General features: G+C 70.2%; 12 protein-coding genes and 1 pseudogene. 1 reads left to right on the top strand and 12 read right to left on the bottom strand.

What is annotated here, in order from left to right; genetic code table 11:
• Positions 1-70: 70 nt before the first annotated feature.
• The 9 genes from ACIBW9_RS02000 to ACIBW9_RS02040 all read right to left on the bottom strand — a co-directional run bounded on the left by ACIBW9_RS02000 (position 71) and on the right by ACIBW9_RS02040 (position 10,773).
• Positions 71-1,120 (bottom strand): glutamate ABC transporter substrate-binding protein, encoded by a 1,050-nt coding sequence (locus tag ACIBW9_RS02000; protein WP_398950272.1) that lies wholly within the window; start codon positions 1,118-1,120, stop codon positions 71-73.
• A gap of 14 nt (positions 1,121-1,134) precedes the next feature.
• Positions 1,135-2,589: a hypothetical protein gene (locus ACIBW9_RS02005; RefSeq protein ID WP_398950274.1), complete on the bottom strand. Its 1,455-nt coding sequence runs from the start codon at positions 2,587-2,589 to the stop codon at positions 1,135-1,137.
• 157 nt (positions 2,590-2,746) lie between these two features.
• A complete protein-coding gene (locus tag ACIBW9_RS02010) occupies positions 2,747-3,718 on the bottom strand; it encodes an N-acetylglucosamine kinase (RefSeq protein WP_398950275.1) in 972 nt (323 codons plus the stop codon).
• Complete coding sequence (locus ACIBW9_RS02015) at positions 3,709-4,974, bottom strand: 6-phospho-beta-glucosidase (RefSeq protein WP_398950277.1); 1,266 nt, start codon at positions 4,972-4,974, stop codon at positions 3,709-3,711. Before ACIBW9_RS02015 ends, ACIBW9_RS02010 begins: the two co-directional genes overlap by 10 nt.
• Before the next feature lie 7 nt (positions 4,975-4,981).
• Positions 4,982-5,875: a carbohydrate ABC transporter permease gene (locus tag ACIBW9_RS02020; RefSeq protein ID WP_398950279.1), complete on the bottom strand. Its 894-nt coding sequence runs from the start codon at positions 5,873-5,875 to the stop codon at positions 4,982-4,984.
• A gap of 2 nt (positions 5,876-5,877) precedes the next feature.
• Positions 5,878-6,819: a carbohydrate ABC transporter permease gene (locus tag ACIBW9_RS02025; protein WP_398950281.1), complete on the bottom strand. Its 942-nt coding sequence runs from the start codon at positions 6,817-6,819 to the stop codon at positions 5,878-5,880.
• Positions 6,819-8,156 carry an ABC transporter substrate-binding protein gene (locus ACIBW9_RS02030; protein ID WP_398950283.1) on the bottom strand — a complete coding sequence of 446 codons (1,338 nt, stop codon included), beginning with the start codon at positions 8,154-8,156 and terminating at the stop codon, positions 6,819-6,821. Before ACIBW9_RS02030 ends, ACIBW9_RS02025 begins: the two co-directional genes overlap by 1 nt.
• An 85-nt stretch (positions 8,157-8,241) precedes the next feature.
• A complete protein-coding gene (locus ACIBW9_RS02035) occupies positions 8,242-9,453 on the bottom strand; it encodes an ROK family protein (RefSeq protein ID WP_398950285.1) in 1,212 nt (403 codons plus the stop codon).
• Positions 9,454-9,675: 222 nt separating this feature from the next.
• Positions 9,676-10,773: a mechanosensitive ion channel family protein gene (locus ACIBW9_RS02040; protein ID WP_398950287.1), complete on the bottom strand. Its 1,098-nt coding sequence runs from the start codon at positions 10,771-10,773 to the stop codon at positions 9,676-9,678.
• A 329-nt stretch (positions 10,774-11,102) separates the two neighbouring features.
• Between ACIBW9_RS02040 and ACIBW9_RS02045 the strand changes: the two genes are divergently transcribed.
• Positions 11,103-11,639 (top strand): HNH endonuclease, encoded by a 537-nt coding sequence (locus ACIBW9_RS02045; RefSeq protein ID WP_046259555.1) that lies wholly within the window; start codon positions 11,103-11,105, stop codon positions 11,637-11,639.
• A gap of 98 nt (positions 11,640-11,737) precedes the next feature.
• Here ACIBW9_RS02045 and ACIBW9_RS02050 read toward each other — a convergent pair whose 3' ends face one another.
• From ACIBW9_RS02050 to ACIBW9_RS02060, 3 genes and pseudogenes are all read right to left on the bottom strand, one after another.
• Entirely contained in the window at positions 11,738-13,093 is a 1,356-nt protein-coding gene (locus ACIBW9_RS02050; protein ID WP_398950289.1) for an FtsX-like permease family protein, read from the bottom strand.
• Positions 13,090-13,794: an ABC transporter ATP-binding protein gene (locus ACIBW9_RS02055; RefSeq protein WP_398950291.1), complete on the bottom strand. Its 705-nt coding sequence runs from the start codon at positions 13,792-13,794 to the stop codon at positions 13,090-13,092. The genes ACIBW9_RS02050 and ACIBW9_RS02055 overlap by 4 nt, the downstream gene beginning before the upstream one ends.
• Positions 13,791-13,919, bottom strand: a pseudogene (locus tag ACIBW9_RS02060) (PadR family transcriptional regulator); the annotation flags it as partial. The gene ACIBW9_RS02055 and the pseudogene ACIBW9_RS02060, both read right to left, overlap by 4 nt.

A 13,919-nucleotide genomic window follows, 5' to 3' on the forward strand; every position in this document is an offset into this window, starting at 1 on the left:
CCTCTCGCTGCAGTCGTGTTCCGTCGTGGTTCCGTCGTGTGCTGCCGTACGTCCGTCAGTTGATGATCGGTCACTTGTAGCGGGCTTCGGGAGGGGTCGCCGAGGCCGACTTCTGGCCGCCCTGGTCCATGGTCGGATGCAGCCACTTCTCGTACGAGGCCGCCCAGTCGCCGTCCTTGATGTAGTTCTGCAGGGTCCGGTTGACCTGGCGTATCAGATCCTGGGAGCCCAGCTTCATCGCCACGCCGTAGTACTCGTCGCTGAACAGGCCGCCCTTCAGCTGCACCGTCGGGTCCTGTGCGGCCTGGCTCGCGGCGAGCGCGCCGTCCGTGACGACTGCGTCGACCGCGCCGAGCTGCAACTTCACCAGGCAGTCGAGCTGGTTGGGGACCACCGTCCCGATGTCCGCGCCGGTGGGCAGGGTGCCCTTCGCCTTGTCGCCCTGCAGTCGCTCCAGGGCGGTCGAACTGTCCGCCGAGCAGATCCTCTTGTGGGCGAGGGTGCTGTTGTATCCCGTGATCGCCGAGGTCCGCGGGGCCAGTACCTGCTGGCCGGTCCTGAAGTAGGGCGCGGAGAACGCGACTTGCTTGATCCGGTCGCAGTTGATCGTCATGGTGCGCACCACCATGTCGACCTCGTCGTCCTGAATTGCCTTGATCCGGCGGCTGGTCGGGATGGCCTTGAACGAGACCGCTTCCGGGTCGCCCAGGATGTCCTTGGCGATCTGGTGGACGAGGTCGATGTCGAAGCCCTCCGGCGCACCGGAGGTGTTGTTCGGGTTGAGATAGCCCCAGCGGTAGCTGTTGGTGTCGATGCCGACGATCAGCCGGCGGATCTTGCGGGCCTTGATCCTGTCGATGACCGGTGTGCTGCCGTCACCGCCCGACGGCGACAGACTGCCGTCCTGCGGGTTGTCGCACTTGGTCGCCGCCCTGGCCTGCAGGCCCCGGGCGACCCCCGGGCCGCCGCTGTCCGTCGCGTCGTCCGTGCCGCTCGACTGGGTCAGGGGCAACAGCAGCGCGAACGCCAGCGCCAGGGCGCACAGGGCCGCCATCGCGCCGACCCCGCCCCAGCCCCGGAGGCCGGCCCGCAGACGTCGTGCCAGACGCCGTGCATCCATCGTCACGCCCCCTCTCACCGGTACTCCGACAGCCTGCGCCCGATGCCGACGACCGCACCGGCCGCGCCCAGCACCGCGAGCACCGCGGCCCCGTACGGCAGTCCGGTCAGCGCGTCCCGGCCGTCGCCCGCGGCCCGCTTGAACTCGGCCTGCTCATGGTCGAGTGCGGTCTCCAGAGCGATGTCCACATTGTCGAAGCACACGCTCGTCGGGTCCTTGCCCACGCCGATGACCTTGTCCCGGGCCTGCTGGTACTCGCCCTTGTCGTTCAGGCTCTGCGCGACCCCGTGCCGATCCTTCCACGCCTTCATATAGCCGTTCGCGTCCTGTACGGGCTTGCGGCCCGCCGAGTCGTCCGCGAGTCCGTCGGCCTTGGTCAGCGACGCCGCCAGCTCGCCGATCTGCTCGTCGTATCCCGCGGCGTAGGCGTCCACCGGGTTGCCGCCCACGACCTTGGTGTCCGCGCCGCGCCGGATCAGGCTGAGGTTCTCGTCGCTGCGGGCCGTCAGGGACGCGATACGGGCGTCGTGCAGCACGTTCAGCGAGCGGACGCCGTGGTCGTACGAGGCGTTCAGCCCCGAGCGGGCGACCGTGTGCCCGACGACCAGCCAGAGCAGCACCACCACGGACGCGGCGGAGGCGGTGACCAGGCCGTGGTTCAACACCCGGTTGGTGCGCAGGTAGTTGCGGCGCTGCGCCCAGGCCAGCCCGCCGAGGGCGATCAGACCGAGGCCGACCGCCGCCCACGGGAACGACTTCGCGTCCGCGTAGTCGGAGCTCAGCCGCTGGTTCTCCTTCTGGTACAGGGCCTCGGCCTTCGGCAGCATCTGCTGCTGCATCTGCTCGTTCGCCGCCCGCAGATAGGCGCTGCCCACCGGGTAGCCCTGCCGGTTGTTGGCCCGGGCCGTCTCGACCAGGCCCTTGTACTGGGGCAGCAGCTTGTTGAGCTCGGTGATGGTCTTCGCCGCATCGGATCCCGGGTCCGAGCTGGAGGCGGCCGTGACCAGCTTCTCCGCGGCCGTCCGGATGCCGTCCTCGTACCGCTGCCGCGTCTCGGGCTTCTCCTGCGGGCCCGCGAGATAGCCGCTGGCAGCCGCCGTGTTGGCGTCGGCGAGCGAGCGGTAGATGTCGGCCGCGTCGGAACTGAGCGGCTGGCTGCGGGTGAGCACGTCCTCGGCGGCCGTCGACCGGGCCGTCATCTGCCAGGCGGCGACCGCGCCGAACGCGACGACGAGCAGGGCGAGCAGCGCACCGATGATGCGCAGCCGCCCGGGCTCCGTGGTCGCGGCCTCGCGCAGCCGGTCGACGCCCTCCGCGAAGGCCGTACGACGTGCCAGGGCGGCGTCGGGAACGGCTGCCGGGCCCGCCGGCGTGGGGGGAGCGGGCCGGCCCGGTTGAGGCGGTACGGACGGCATCGTGGGCACGGCGGTGCCCGGTCTTGCCGCACTGCTCTTCGGCGGGTGTGTCACTTTTGACCTCCCCCATGGTCATCCGTCACAGCAAGTATCGCCGCCAGGACTGACATCCGCACGGGGTGCCTGCCGGCGGCTTGCAGGACCCCGCACGCCCCCTGCCCAAGAACACGTTCGGGGAATCAGTTCGGTTCCGTACCGGAGGCTGGGGAGTTCAGGGCTCGAAGTGCGCCCGCACCCGCTCGTGCACCTTCGCTTCCGCGCCCACCCGGTCCAGGCCCAGCAGTGCCGCCCCCAGCACCGGGCTCGCCGTCACCACCCGGGGTACCGCCTTCGGGGCGCGGGCCGTGAGCAAGTCGCGGATGCCGTCCTCCAGTTGGGGGTGCCGGGCGGCCAGGACGCCGCCGCCCAGGAGGACGGGGGTCTCCTCCTCCAGGAGGCCGAGGCGGGTCAGGGCCACCGTGGCCATGGTCACCACCTCGTCGGCCAGGCGGTCGACGATCGCGCGGGCCACCGGGTCGCCGTCCGCCGCCGTGGCGAAGAGGACCGGGGTCAGTTCATGGCGGCGGGCGGGCGGTACCTGCTCCAGGTGGAGGGCCTCGATGAGGTCGAGCATGGTGTCGTGGCCGAAGTGGGCCGGGAGGGTGCGCGCGAGGGCCGTGGGGTCGCCGCGGCCGTCCTCCGCCCGTGCCGCGTGCCACAGGGCCTCCTCGGCGAGGCCCCAGCCGCCGCCCCAGTCGCCGGAGATACGGCCGAGCGCGGGGAAGCGGGCGGTGCGCCCGTCGGGGCGCATACCGACGCAGTTGATGCCCGCGCCGCAGACGACGGCCACCCCCCGGGGCTCGGTGACGCCCGCGCGCAGGATGGCGAAGGTGTCGTTGCGGACCTCCACGCCCGCACCCCACGCGCGCGCGTGCAGCGCGGCCGCCAGCTGCTCCTCCTCGAAGGGGAAGTCGGCGTTGGCGAGACAGGCGGAGACGTGGTCCACGGAGTTCACCGCGGCCGCGGTGAAGGCCCGTTCCACCGCCTCGGCCACCTTGTCGACGGCCGCCTCCACGCCCACCACGGGCGGCCGGAACCCGCCGCCGCGGGCCGTGGCGAGGACGGTTCCGTCCGCCGCCACGACCGCGACGTCGGTCTTGCTGTTGCCCGCGTCGACGGCGAGGACACGTGCGGTCATGCCCACGCGAGATGCTCCCGGTTGTGTGCGATCAGTCGGTCGGTGAGGGCTTCCGCGTACTCGTACTGGCCGATGAGGGGGTGGGCGAGGAGGGCCTTGAACACCCGGTCGCGGCCGCCGCGCAGCGCCGCCTCCAGAGCCAGGTCCTCGTACGCCGTCACGTTCGCCATCAGGCCCGCGTACAGCGGGTCCACGGGCGGTACCGGCAGCGGGAGCGGCCCCTTCGGACCCACCGCCGCCTGCACCTCGATCACCGCGTCGTCCGGCAGGAACGGCAGCGTGCCCCGGTTGAGGGTGTTGACCACCTGGTACGGGCTGCCGGCCGAGCCCAGCAGGGCGGCCGCCAGGTCCACCGCCGCCTCCGAGTAGTAGGCGCCGCCGCGCTTGGCGAGCAGTTCCGGCTTCTCGTCGAGGGCCGGGTCGCCGTACATCTTGAGCAGGTTCCGTTCCATCTCGGCGACTTCGGCGGCACGGGAGGGCTTGGTGCGCAGTTCGCGTACGACCTCGTCGTGTGCGTAGAAGTAGCGCAGGTAGTACGACGGGACGACGCCCAGGCGGTCGAGCAGGACCCGCGGCAGCCGCAGGTCCGCGGCGATCGCGTCGCCGTGTTCGGCGAGCAGCTTGGGCAGGACGTTCTCGCCCTCGGGGCCGCCCAGGCGTACCCCGGTCTCCCAGGTGAGGTGGTTGAGGCCCACGTGGTCGAGGTGGACGTCGGCCGGTGCGACCCCGAGCCGGTCCGCGAACTTGCGCTGGAAGCCGATCGCCACGTTGCACAGGCCGACCGCCTTGTGGCCCGCCTGCAGCAGCGCGCGTGTGACGATGCCGACCGGGTTGGTGAAGTCGACGATCCAGGCGCCCGGGTTGGTACGGCGGACCCGTTCCGCGATGTCGAGGACGACCGGGACCGTGCGCAGCGCCTTGGCCAGGCCGCCTGCGCCGGTGGTCTCCTGGCCGACGCAGCCGCACTCCAGCGGCCAGGTCTCGTCCTGCTCACGGGCCGCCTGCCCGCCCACGCGCAGCTGCAGCAGCACGGCGTCGGCGCCGTCCACGCCGGCGTCCAGGTCGTCGGTCGTCACGATCCGGCCGTCGTGGCCCTGCTTGGCGAAGATCCGGCGGGCCAGTCCGCCCACCAGCTCCAGGCGTTCGGGCGCCGGATCGACGAGGACGAGTTCCTCGACGGGCAGGGTGTCGCGCAGCCGGGCGAAACCGTCGATGAGTTCGGGGGTGTAGGTCGAGCCTCCGCCGACCACGGTGAGTTTCATGAACGGATCAACCCTTCACTCCGGTGAGCGTGACGCCCTCGACGAACGCCTTCTGGGCGAAGAAGAACACGAGGATCACGGGGGCCATGACCAGCACGGTCGCGGCCATGGTGAGGTTCCAGTCGGTGTGGTGCGCGCCCTTGAAGGACTCCAGGCCGTAACTGAGGGTCCAGGCGCCCGGGTTCTCGGAGGCGTAGATCTGGGGGCCGAAGTAGTCGTTCCAGGCGTAGAAGAACTGGAACAGGCCCACGGCCGCGATGCCCGGCTTGGCCATCGGCAGGACGACCTTCAGGAGCGTGCGCAGATCGCCGCAGCCGTCCACCTTCGCCGCGTCCAGGTACTCGTTCGGGATGGTCATCAGGAACTGGCGCAGCAGGAAGATGGAGAACGCGTCACCGAAAGCCATGGGGATGATCAGCGGCCACAGCGTGCCCGACAGGTCCAGCTGCTTCGCCCAGAACAGGTACATCGGGATGATGATCACCTGCGGTGGCAGCATCATCATCGAGATCACCAGCATCAGCGACAGATTGCGCCCGCGGAAGCGGAACTTGGCGAGCGCGTACGCCACGGGGATCGAGGACGTGACAGTAAGGACTGTTCCCAGTCCCGCGTAGATCAGCGTGTTCTTCCACCAGGTCAGGAAGCCCGGAGTGTCGAAGACCTTCTTGTAGTTGCCCCATTCCCAGGTGTGCGGGATCAGGTCCCGGCTGAGCGCCTGGGTGTCGCTCATCAGGGAGGTCAGGAACACGAACACGAAGGGGAGGACGAAGAACAGCGCGGCCGCGAGGCCGAGCGAGTGGACCGCGACCCATTCGAGTACGGCGCGGCGGCGGGCCGTGCGCTCGGCGGGAGTGACCGGTGCCTTCAACTGCACGGGCTTGTCCAGTACTTGGGCCATGGTCAGTCACCTGCCAGGTTGAGACCGCCCCGGCGCCGCATCAGGAATGCGGTGAACACCATGGACAGGGCGAACAGGACCAGGGCGACGACACATGCTGAGCCGTAGTCGAAGCGCTGGAAGCCGAGGTTGTAGACGAGTTGGGGGAGGGTGAGGGTCGACTTCTCGGGGTAGCCGGGCTCGAACTGGGTGCCCGCGCCCTGGATCACGCCCGAGGCGACCTTTCCCGCGATGAGCGGCTGTGTGTAGTACTGCATGGTCTGGATCACGCCGGTGACGACGGCGAACATCACGATCGGCGAAATATTGGGAAGGGTTACATACCGGAACCGTTGCCAGGCGGACGCCCCGTCCAGCTCCGCCGCCTCGTACTGCTCCTGCGGTACGTCGAGCAGCGCGGCCATGAAGATGACCATCAGGTCGCCGATGCCCCACAGAGCGAGCAGGGTGAGTGCCGGCTTGGACCAGGTGGGATCGTTGAACCAGCCGGGGGCCGGGATGCCGACCTTTTCGAGGATCGAGTTCACCGGTCCTGTACCGGGGTTGAGCAGGAAGGCGAAGGCCATCGTGGCGGCCACCGGCGGGGCGAGATAGGGCAGGTAGAAGAGGGTGCGGAAGACCCCCGTGCCCGTCTTGATCTTCGTGATCAGCAGGCCCACGCCGAGCCCGAAGACGACCCTCAGGCTCACCATGACCAGCACCAGCCAGAGGGTGTTGCGCAGGGCCGGCCAGAAGAGCGGGTAGTGCTCGAAGACGTACGTCCAGTTCTTCGTCCCGCTCCACGTCGGCGCTTTGAAGCCGTCGTAGTGCATGAAGGAGAAATAGACCGTCGAGATCAGCGGATACGCGAAGAAGACCGCGAAGCCGATCAACCAGGGCGACATGAAGGCGAGAGTACGAAGCGCCGACCTGCGGCGCTTCGACGCCAGGGTGATCGTGGCCATTACTTCGCCTGCGCGATGTCCGTGTCGATCTGCGCGGCCGTCTTCCTCAGGCCCGCTTTGAGGTCGGTGACCTTTCCGCTCTCGTAGTCGTAGCCGAAGTTCTGGATCGTCGTGAGATACACGCCGCCGTTGACGGAGGCCGGAGAGGTGGTCGAGTTCGGGTTAGCGGCGATGTCCAGGAACGTCTTGAAACGCGGGTCGTACTTCAGCTTCGGGGACTTCAGGGCGGCCAGCGTCGAGGGCACGTTGTGGATGGCGTTGGAGAAGTTCACCACCGCGTCCGTGTCCGTGGTCATGTACTTCACCAGCTCCCAGGCCGCGTTCTGCTTGTGGCTGGCGGCGGAGATGCCGGTGATGGTGCCGGTGATGTAACCCTTTCCGTACTGGCTCACCTGGTCGTCGGGGACGGGCAGCGGGGCCACGCCGATGTCGAACTTCGGCTTGGCGTCCAGGGCCATTCCCAGACGCCATTCGCCGTCCAGCTGCATGGCCACCTGACCGGTGTGGAAGGGGTGCTTGGCGCCCCATTCGTCGCCGAGCTTGGAGCGGTAGGTCTCGAGCTTCTTGAAGCCGCCGAGTTCGTCGACGAGCTTCTTCTGGAGTGTGAATCCGGCCTCGAAGGCGGGGTCCGTGGCGAGCTGCGACTTGCCGGCCTTGTCGAAGTACGTCGGGGAGAACTGGCCGAAGTAGTGCTCGGTCGTGGTCTCCCAGCCGTGGTAGTCCGGCATGAACCCGAGCTGCTTGTAGCTGTCGCCGTCCGGGATGGTCAGCTTCTTGGCGTCGGTCTCGAATTCGGACCAGGTCTTCGGCGGAGTCTTGATACCGGCCTTCGCGAAGGCCGTCTTGTTGTAGTAGAGCCCGTAGGCGTCACCCAGCAGCGGTGCCGCGCAGCGGTTGCCCTCGAACTGGGTGTACTCGTTCATGGCCTTCGGGAACGTCGTCTGCGGGTCGATGCCCGCCTTCTTGAAGAAGGGATTGAGGTCGACCAGCGCACCTGACGAGCAGAACTTTCCGACGTTGTTGGTGGTGAAGGAGGAGATGACGTCCGGGGCCTTGTCGCCGCCCGTGCGCAGCGCCTGGTTGATCTTGTCGTCGGTCATGTTGGCGACGACGTTCACATGGATGTTGGGGTGTGCCTTCTCGAAGCCGGCGATCAGGGAGTTGACGGCCTTCACTTCATTGGGCGCGCTCCAGGCGTGCCAGAAGTTGATGGTGGTGTCCTTCGAGGCGTCGTCGTCGGCGCTGGAGGAGGACTGGCCGGTACAGGCGGTGGCGAGCAGGGCGAGGGAGGCGGAGGCGGCGAGAGCGAGGGCCGCTTTCCGGGACATTCCGGGCATGGCAGGGTCTCCCAGGGACAGGGCAGGGGATGGTGAGGGAAGGCGGGGGGTGAGTTCGGGGCCCGTACGCGGTGCGTACGGGGGGTCAGCGGGAGGTGTCGAAGACCTCGTCGCGGGTGGTCGCGAGGGCGCTCTCCAGCGCGCCGCGCAGCACGGGGTGTTCACGGACGTCGCCGACCACGAGCCGGGGCCGGGAGGCCGCCAGCTCCTCCAGCTCGGCCTGGACGAGGGCGCGCAGCACCTCGCCGCCCGAGGTCAGCGAGGCGCCGCTGAGGACGACGAGTTCGGGGTCGAGGACGGAGACGAGGGAGGCGAGACCGGTGGCCAGCCGGGTCGCGTACGTCTGCAGCAGCTTGCGATGCAGGACGGTGTCCTCGGCGGCGGCCCGCTCGACCAGGGCGGCGGCGACCTCGGCGTACGGCCCCGAGGGGATCTGCCCGATGCCGAGTTCACCGGCGAGGTGCGGGATGGCCTGGGAGCCGGCGAGCTCCTGGTAGCCGCCACTGTTGGCTTTCGTCACGTGCCGGACCAGGGGTGCGCCGGGAACAGGAAGGAAACCCACCTCTCCCGCGCCGCCGGTCCAGCCGCGGTGCAGTCGCCCGCCGAGGACGAGGGCGGCACCGAGGCCGCCCTCGTTCCACAGCAGCACGAAGTCCTCGTGCCCGCGGGCCGCGCCCAGCCGTTGTTCGGCGACGGCGGCGAGGTTGACGTCGTTCTCGTACTCGACCGGCATCGGAAGGGCCGCGGCGATCTCGTCGAGGAGGGCCGGGGTGTGCCAGCCGGGGAGGTGGGAGGCGTAGCGCAGGCGGCCGGTGTTCGGGTCGAAGGCGCCGGGGGTGCCGATGACCAGCCGGTGGATGTCGTCGCGGGCGAGCCCCGCGGCCTTCACGGCACCGTCGAGGGCGTCGGTGACCTGGCGGACGACGGGCTGGGTGGGCCGCCTGCCCGGGGTCGGGAGCTCGAAGGAGCCCACCGTGCGGCCGGTGATGTCGGCGACGGCGGCGAGGACGCGCTCGGGGGTGACGTCGAGCCCGGCGGCGTACGCGGCGGCCGGGTTGACCTCGTACAGCTGGGCGTTGGGGCCGGGGCGTCCCTCGGTGGTGCCGGTGGCGAGGACGAGCCCGGCCGCTTCGAGACGGGCGAGGAGCTGGGAGGCGGTCGGCTTGGAGAGGCCGGTGAGCTTGCCGATCCGCGTACGGGACAGGGGGCCGTGCTCCAGGAGGAGGTCCAGGGCGGCGCGGTCGTTCATGGCGCGCAGGACGCGCGGGGTGCCCGGCGTACCGGCTGTACCTGCCATGTGGGTCGACACCTGCCTTTCGACTGCCCAGCTTCTCAGCGACCGGGGAGGTAAGTCCATCGGACGATCACCGGTGGGCCGTCTCCTGATCACTGTTAGGAAAGTTTCCTATTGGCTGGAAAGGAACGTAAGCCCAGGGAGAAGGAGGCGTCAAGAGAAAACGCCCCCGAGGCAACGGACTCGTTACCTGGGGGGCGGGTGGGAGTGCGTGGGGGCCGGCCCCTACTTCAGCGACGGCCGTTGCTGGGCGATGGGCGAGGCTGCCTCCGTCTGGGGCGAGTCCGGGTTGGAGAGCACCGACGGAGCCGAGACCGCCGCGGTCGGGTCGGCGGCCTCCTCCTCGTCGAGCGGGGCCGTCGCGCCGCCCACGATGCGGATGTCCGCCGCGTCGAAGGCGCGCTTGATGCGCCAGCGCAGCTCGCGTTCGACGGTGAGGGACTTGCCGGGCATGGTCTTGGCGGAGACCCGGACCACCATCGAGTCCAGCAGCACGCTGTCCAGGCCGAGGACCTCGATCGGGCTCCACAGGAGCTCGTTCCAGGGCTCCTCCGCGCTCATCTTCTCGGCGACCTCGTCGAGGGTGGACTTCAGCCGGTCCAGGTCCTCGTCCGCCTTCACGGTCACGTCCACGCCGGCCGTCGCCCAGCCCTGGGAGAGGTTGCCGATGCGCTTGACCTCGCCGTTGCGGACGTACCAGATCTCGCCGCTCGCGCCGCGCAGCTTCGTCACGCGCAGGCCGACCTCGATGACCTCGCCGGAGGCCACGCCCGCGTCGATCGTGTCGCCGACGCCGTACTGGTCCTCCAGGATCATGAAGACGCCGGAGAGGAAGTCCGTGACCAGGTTGCGGGCGCCGAAACCGATCGCCACACCCGCGACACCGGCGGAGGCGAGCAGCGGGGCCAGGTTGATCTGGAACGCGGCCAGGACCATCAGGGCCGCGGTGCCGAGGATCACGAAGGACGCCACCGAGCGCAGCACCGAGCCGATCGCCTGGGAACGCTGGCGGCGGCGCTCGTTGTTGACCAGCAGGCCGCCCAGCGAGGTGCCGTCGACGGCCTCGGCGGTGCGGGTCATCCGGTCTATCAGCTTGGTGATCGCCCGCTGCACGACCGCTCTGAGCACCCCGGCGATCACCAGGATCAGCAGGACCCTGAGTCCGATCGCGAGCCACGTGGACCAGTTCTGCTCGACCCAGCTGGCGGCGTTGGTCGCGCTCTGCTGGGCGTCCTGGAACGTGGGGACCGTCGGGGTCGTCGACTCCGAGGAGGTCGGCGACGGCGACGAGCCGACGGCCAGTAGGACGGCGGGCAAGGACACGGCAGGAACCTCCAGGTGCAACGGTCTGCCGTCCCGAAAGTCGACTCGGTCAAGGTCAAGGTCACGAAAAGGTCACCGGTACGGCAGACCCACCACACTATCGGGGCATGGTGTGCGAATCCCCGCCATCTTCTGAGGAGAGACCGTGCCCACCCCGGGTTGAGCAGGTGGGATAAACCGCTGCCCCTCCGGGGGATGAATCAGATGTGGTCGAAAACACTCCCAGCCCGTTACCGGGACATGGTGGCGCTTCCACCAGGCAAGAGGGGAGACTGACTACAGATCGTCCCGGCGCGAGCCACGCGCCGCCGACGCCCAAGGAGGCATCCGTGCCGCATGTCCTGGTCCTCAACGCGTCGTACGAGCCACTCGGCGTCGTACCGCTCCGCCGCGCGCTCATCCTCGTCCTGGAGAACAAGGCTGTCTCCCTGGAGGAATCCGGCGCCTTCATGCACAGCGCAACCGTCACAGTCCCCGCACCCAGCGTGGTCCGGCTCAAGCGATTCGTCCGGGTTCCCTATCGGGGGCCCGTTCCTCTGACCCGCAGGGCGCTCTTCGCGCGCGACGGGGGCCGGTGCATGTACTGCGGTGGCGTCGCAACCAGCGTCGACCACGTCATCCCGCGCAGCCGCGGGGGCAAACACGTCTGGGACAACGTGGTGGCGTCCTGCCGCCGCTGCAACCACGTGAAGGCCGACCGACACCTGTTCGAGATCGGCTGGCGGCTGCGCCACAAACCCGCTCCACCCACGGGCCTGGCCTGGCGGATCATCGGCACCGGCCATAGGGACCCGCGCTGGCTGCCGTACTTGCAGCCGTACGGCGCGGAGGACGCCATGGCCCGGATCGACGGCATTTCCGCCTGACGATCCGGGCCTTCGCACACCCCTGGTGACGGGGCCTGCGGCAGCTGTGCGGTCCGGCCCGGGAGCCCCCCGTACTCCCGGGCCGGACGGTCATGTGGTCATGCGTAGCGCAGTTCGGCCGGGCGGACGGAGCGGCGCAGCAGCGGGATCGAGGTGGCCGCTGCCAGCAGACAGGCCGGGTAGACGGCGAGCGGGACCAGGAGCGCGGCGTACGGCACGGGCACTGCCGTGTGCTCCGAGGCGATCGAGCCGTACCAGAAGCTGATCACCGTGCCGCCGAGGCCCGCCGCCGCGATCGCGGGCGCCAGCGGCACCGCGGTCTCCAGCAGCAGCGCCCGGGCCAGCACGCCGTGCGGCACCCCGGCGGCGGCCTGTGCGGCCAGGCCGCGGCGCCGGGTGGCGACGGACTCGGCGGTGCCCACGGCGAGCGCGGTCAGCAGCAGGGCGAGGGCGACGAGGATCGCCGCGCCGGTCAGGTTCAGGCCGTTCTCGTAGAACCCGTTCCCTTCGGCGTAGTGGTCGTGCGGGGAGTGCAGCTGCGCCAGCATGACCTGCCGTACGCCTGCGAAGCCCGAGGCCGCCACCGTCACCAGCAGCACTGCGGCATGGGTGCGGGCCGCCGCCCACGGGTCGTCGCGCAGCCGTCCCGCCGCGATCAGCACGGCGGGGCTCTCGGCGCGGGCGGTGAGTCCCTCGCCCAGCTGCCGGGCCGACGCCCCGGTCAGCCACACCGCCACCGCGCCGACCAGCAGGCACACCACGAACACGGTGAGCGGGGCGAGCGCGAACTCGAACGGGACGTCATCGAAGAAGGGGATGGTCACGATGTACACCACCGCCAGCGCGAGCGCCGCCGTCGCCACCCGGAACATCCGCCCCGGACCCTCGGCCGGCCGCACCCGCCGTATCCGCCCCAGCGGCGAGGCCACCACACGGCGCAGCACCAGCGCGCTCACGGCCGCCCCCAGCACCGGCACCCCGACGGCCACCACGGCGATGCCCGCCCAGGCCAGGGGGGCGGGCCTGTGCCACAGCCGCAGCAGGGTCAGCACGGAGAACACCGTGGCCACCGCCGACCCCACCAGACAGGCCAGCCCCGACTCCAGTGCCGCGATCCGCCGAACCTGGGCGGGTGTGGCCCCCGCCAGCCGCAGCGCGGCCAGCCTGCGGTCCCGGTGCACGGCGCCGATCCGGGCGCACTGGCCGAGAAAGCCGAGCACCGGGATGAACAGCATCAACAGCGCGAAGATCACGCCGATACGGGTGCCGGGCTGGTCGAGCAGACCGCCGCCCACGGACACGGTGAGCTGTCCGTCCAGCGACAGCAGTGCGACGATCACCAGCCCCAGCCCGGTCGCCAGGGCCGCGCCGACGGCGGTGAGCAGCACGCGCCACCCCTCCCGGCGGTCCGAACCCCGGGTCAGCAGCCACGCCAGCTGCAGATCCGCCCTCACGCCGTCACCCCCGCCGCCACCACGGCCCCGTCGCTCAGCCTGACCTCGCGGTCCGCGTACGCCGCCACCTGGGCGTCGTGCGTGATCAGCAGGACCGCCGTGCCCGCCTCGCGCGCCGTGTGGACCAGGGCGGTCATCACCTGCTCGGTCGCCAGGGAGTCCAGCGCACCGGTCGGCTCGTCGGCGAAGACGACCTCGGGGCCGGTGACCAGGGCCCGCGCCAGGGCCGTCCGCTGGGCCTGGCCGCCGCTCAGCTCACCGGGCCGCAGCGCCTCCTGCCCCCGTACGCCGAACCGCTCCAGCCACTCACCGGCCGCCGCCTGCGCGTCCTTGCGGGCGGCGCCCGCGAGCATCAGCGGCAGCGCCACGTTGTCCAGGACCGTCAGCTCCGGGATCAGCTGCCCGAACTGGAACACCACCCCGAAGTCGGTGCGGCGCAGCTCGCTGAGCCGCTTCTCCGGCAGCTGGTCGAGCCGCTGCCCGCCGTACGTCACCGAGCCGGCGTCCGGGCGGACGATGCCGGCCAGGCAGTGCAGCAGCGTGGACTTCCCGCTGCCGCTGGTGCCGGTCACGGCGAGGATCTCGCCGGCCCGCAGCTGAACCGAGGCGCCGCGCAGCGCCTCGGTCCTGCCGTGCGCCTTGGTGAGGTCGCGGGCCGCCAGGAGCGGCACTGTGCTGTCTGGGCTGTCCCCGTTGCTCATGCTGCGTCTACCTCCGCGGTCAGGGTGATGAGCCGGGCCGCCGTCGTGGTCATCCAGCGGAGGTCGGCGTCGAGATGGTTGAGGGCGTAGTCCGCCGAGAGCACGTCTGGGCTGTCCCCGTTGCT

Source organism: Streptomyces sp. NPDC049541, assembly GCF_044465725.1.
GTDB lineage: Bacteria > Actinomycetota > Actinomycetes > Streptomycetales > Streptomycetaceae > Streptomyces.

Excerpts from the sequence above, each read along its gene's own strand:
- ACIBW9_RS02000 (WP_398950272.1), bottom strand. The coding sequence starts at position 1,120 with ATGGATGCACGGCGTCTGGCACGACGTCTGCGGGCCGGCCTCCGGGGC.
- ACIBW9_RS02015 (WP_398950277.1), bottom strand. The coding sequence starts at position 4,974 with ATGAAACTCACCGTGGTCGGCGGAGGCTCGACCTACACCCCCGAACTC.
- ACIBW9_RS02020 (WP_398950279.1), bottom strand. The coding sequence starts at position 5,875 with ATGGCCCAAGTACTGGACAAGCCCGTGCAGTTGAAGGCACCGGTCACT.
- ACIBW9_RS02025 (WP_398950281.1), bottom strand. The coding sequence starts at position 6,819 with ATGGCCACGATCACCCTGGCGTCGAAGCGCCGCAGGTCGGCGCTTCGT.
- ACIBW9_RS02030 (WP_398950283.1), bottom strand. The coding sequence starts at position 8,156 with ATGCCCGGAATGTCCCGGAAAGCGGCCCTCGCTCTCGCCGCCTCCGCC.
- ACIBW9_RS02035 (WP_398950285.1), bottom strand. The coding sequence starts at position 9,453 with ATGGCAGGTACAGCCGGTACGCCGGGCACCCCGCGCGTCCTGCGCGCC.
- ACIBW9_RS02055 (WP_398950291.1), bottom strand. The coding sequence starts at position 13,794 with ATGAGCAACGGGGACAGCCCAGACAGCACAGTGCCGCTCCTGGCGGCC.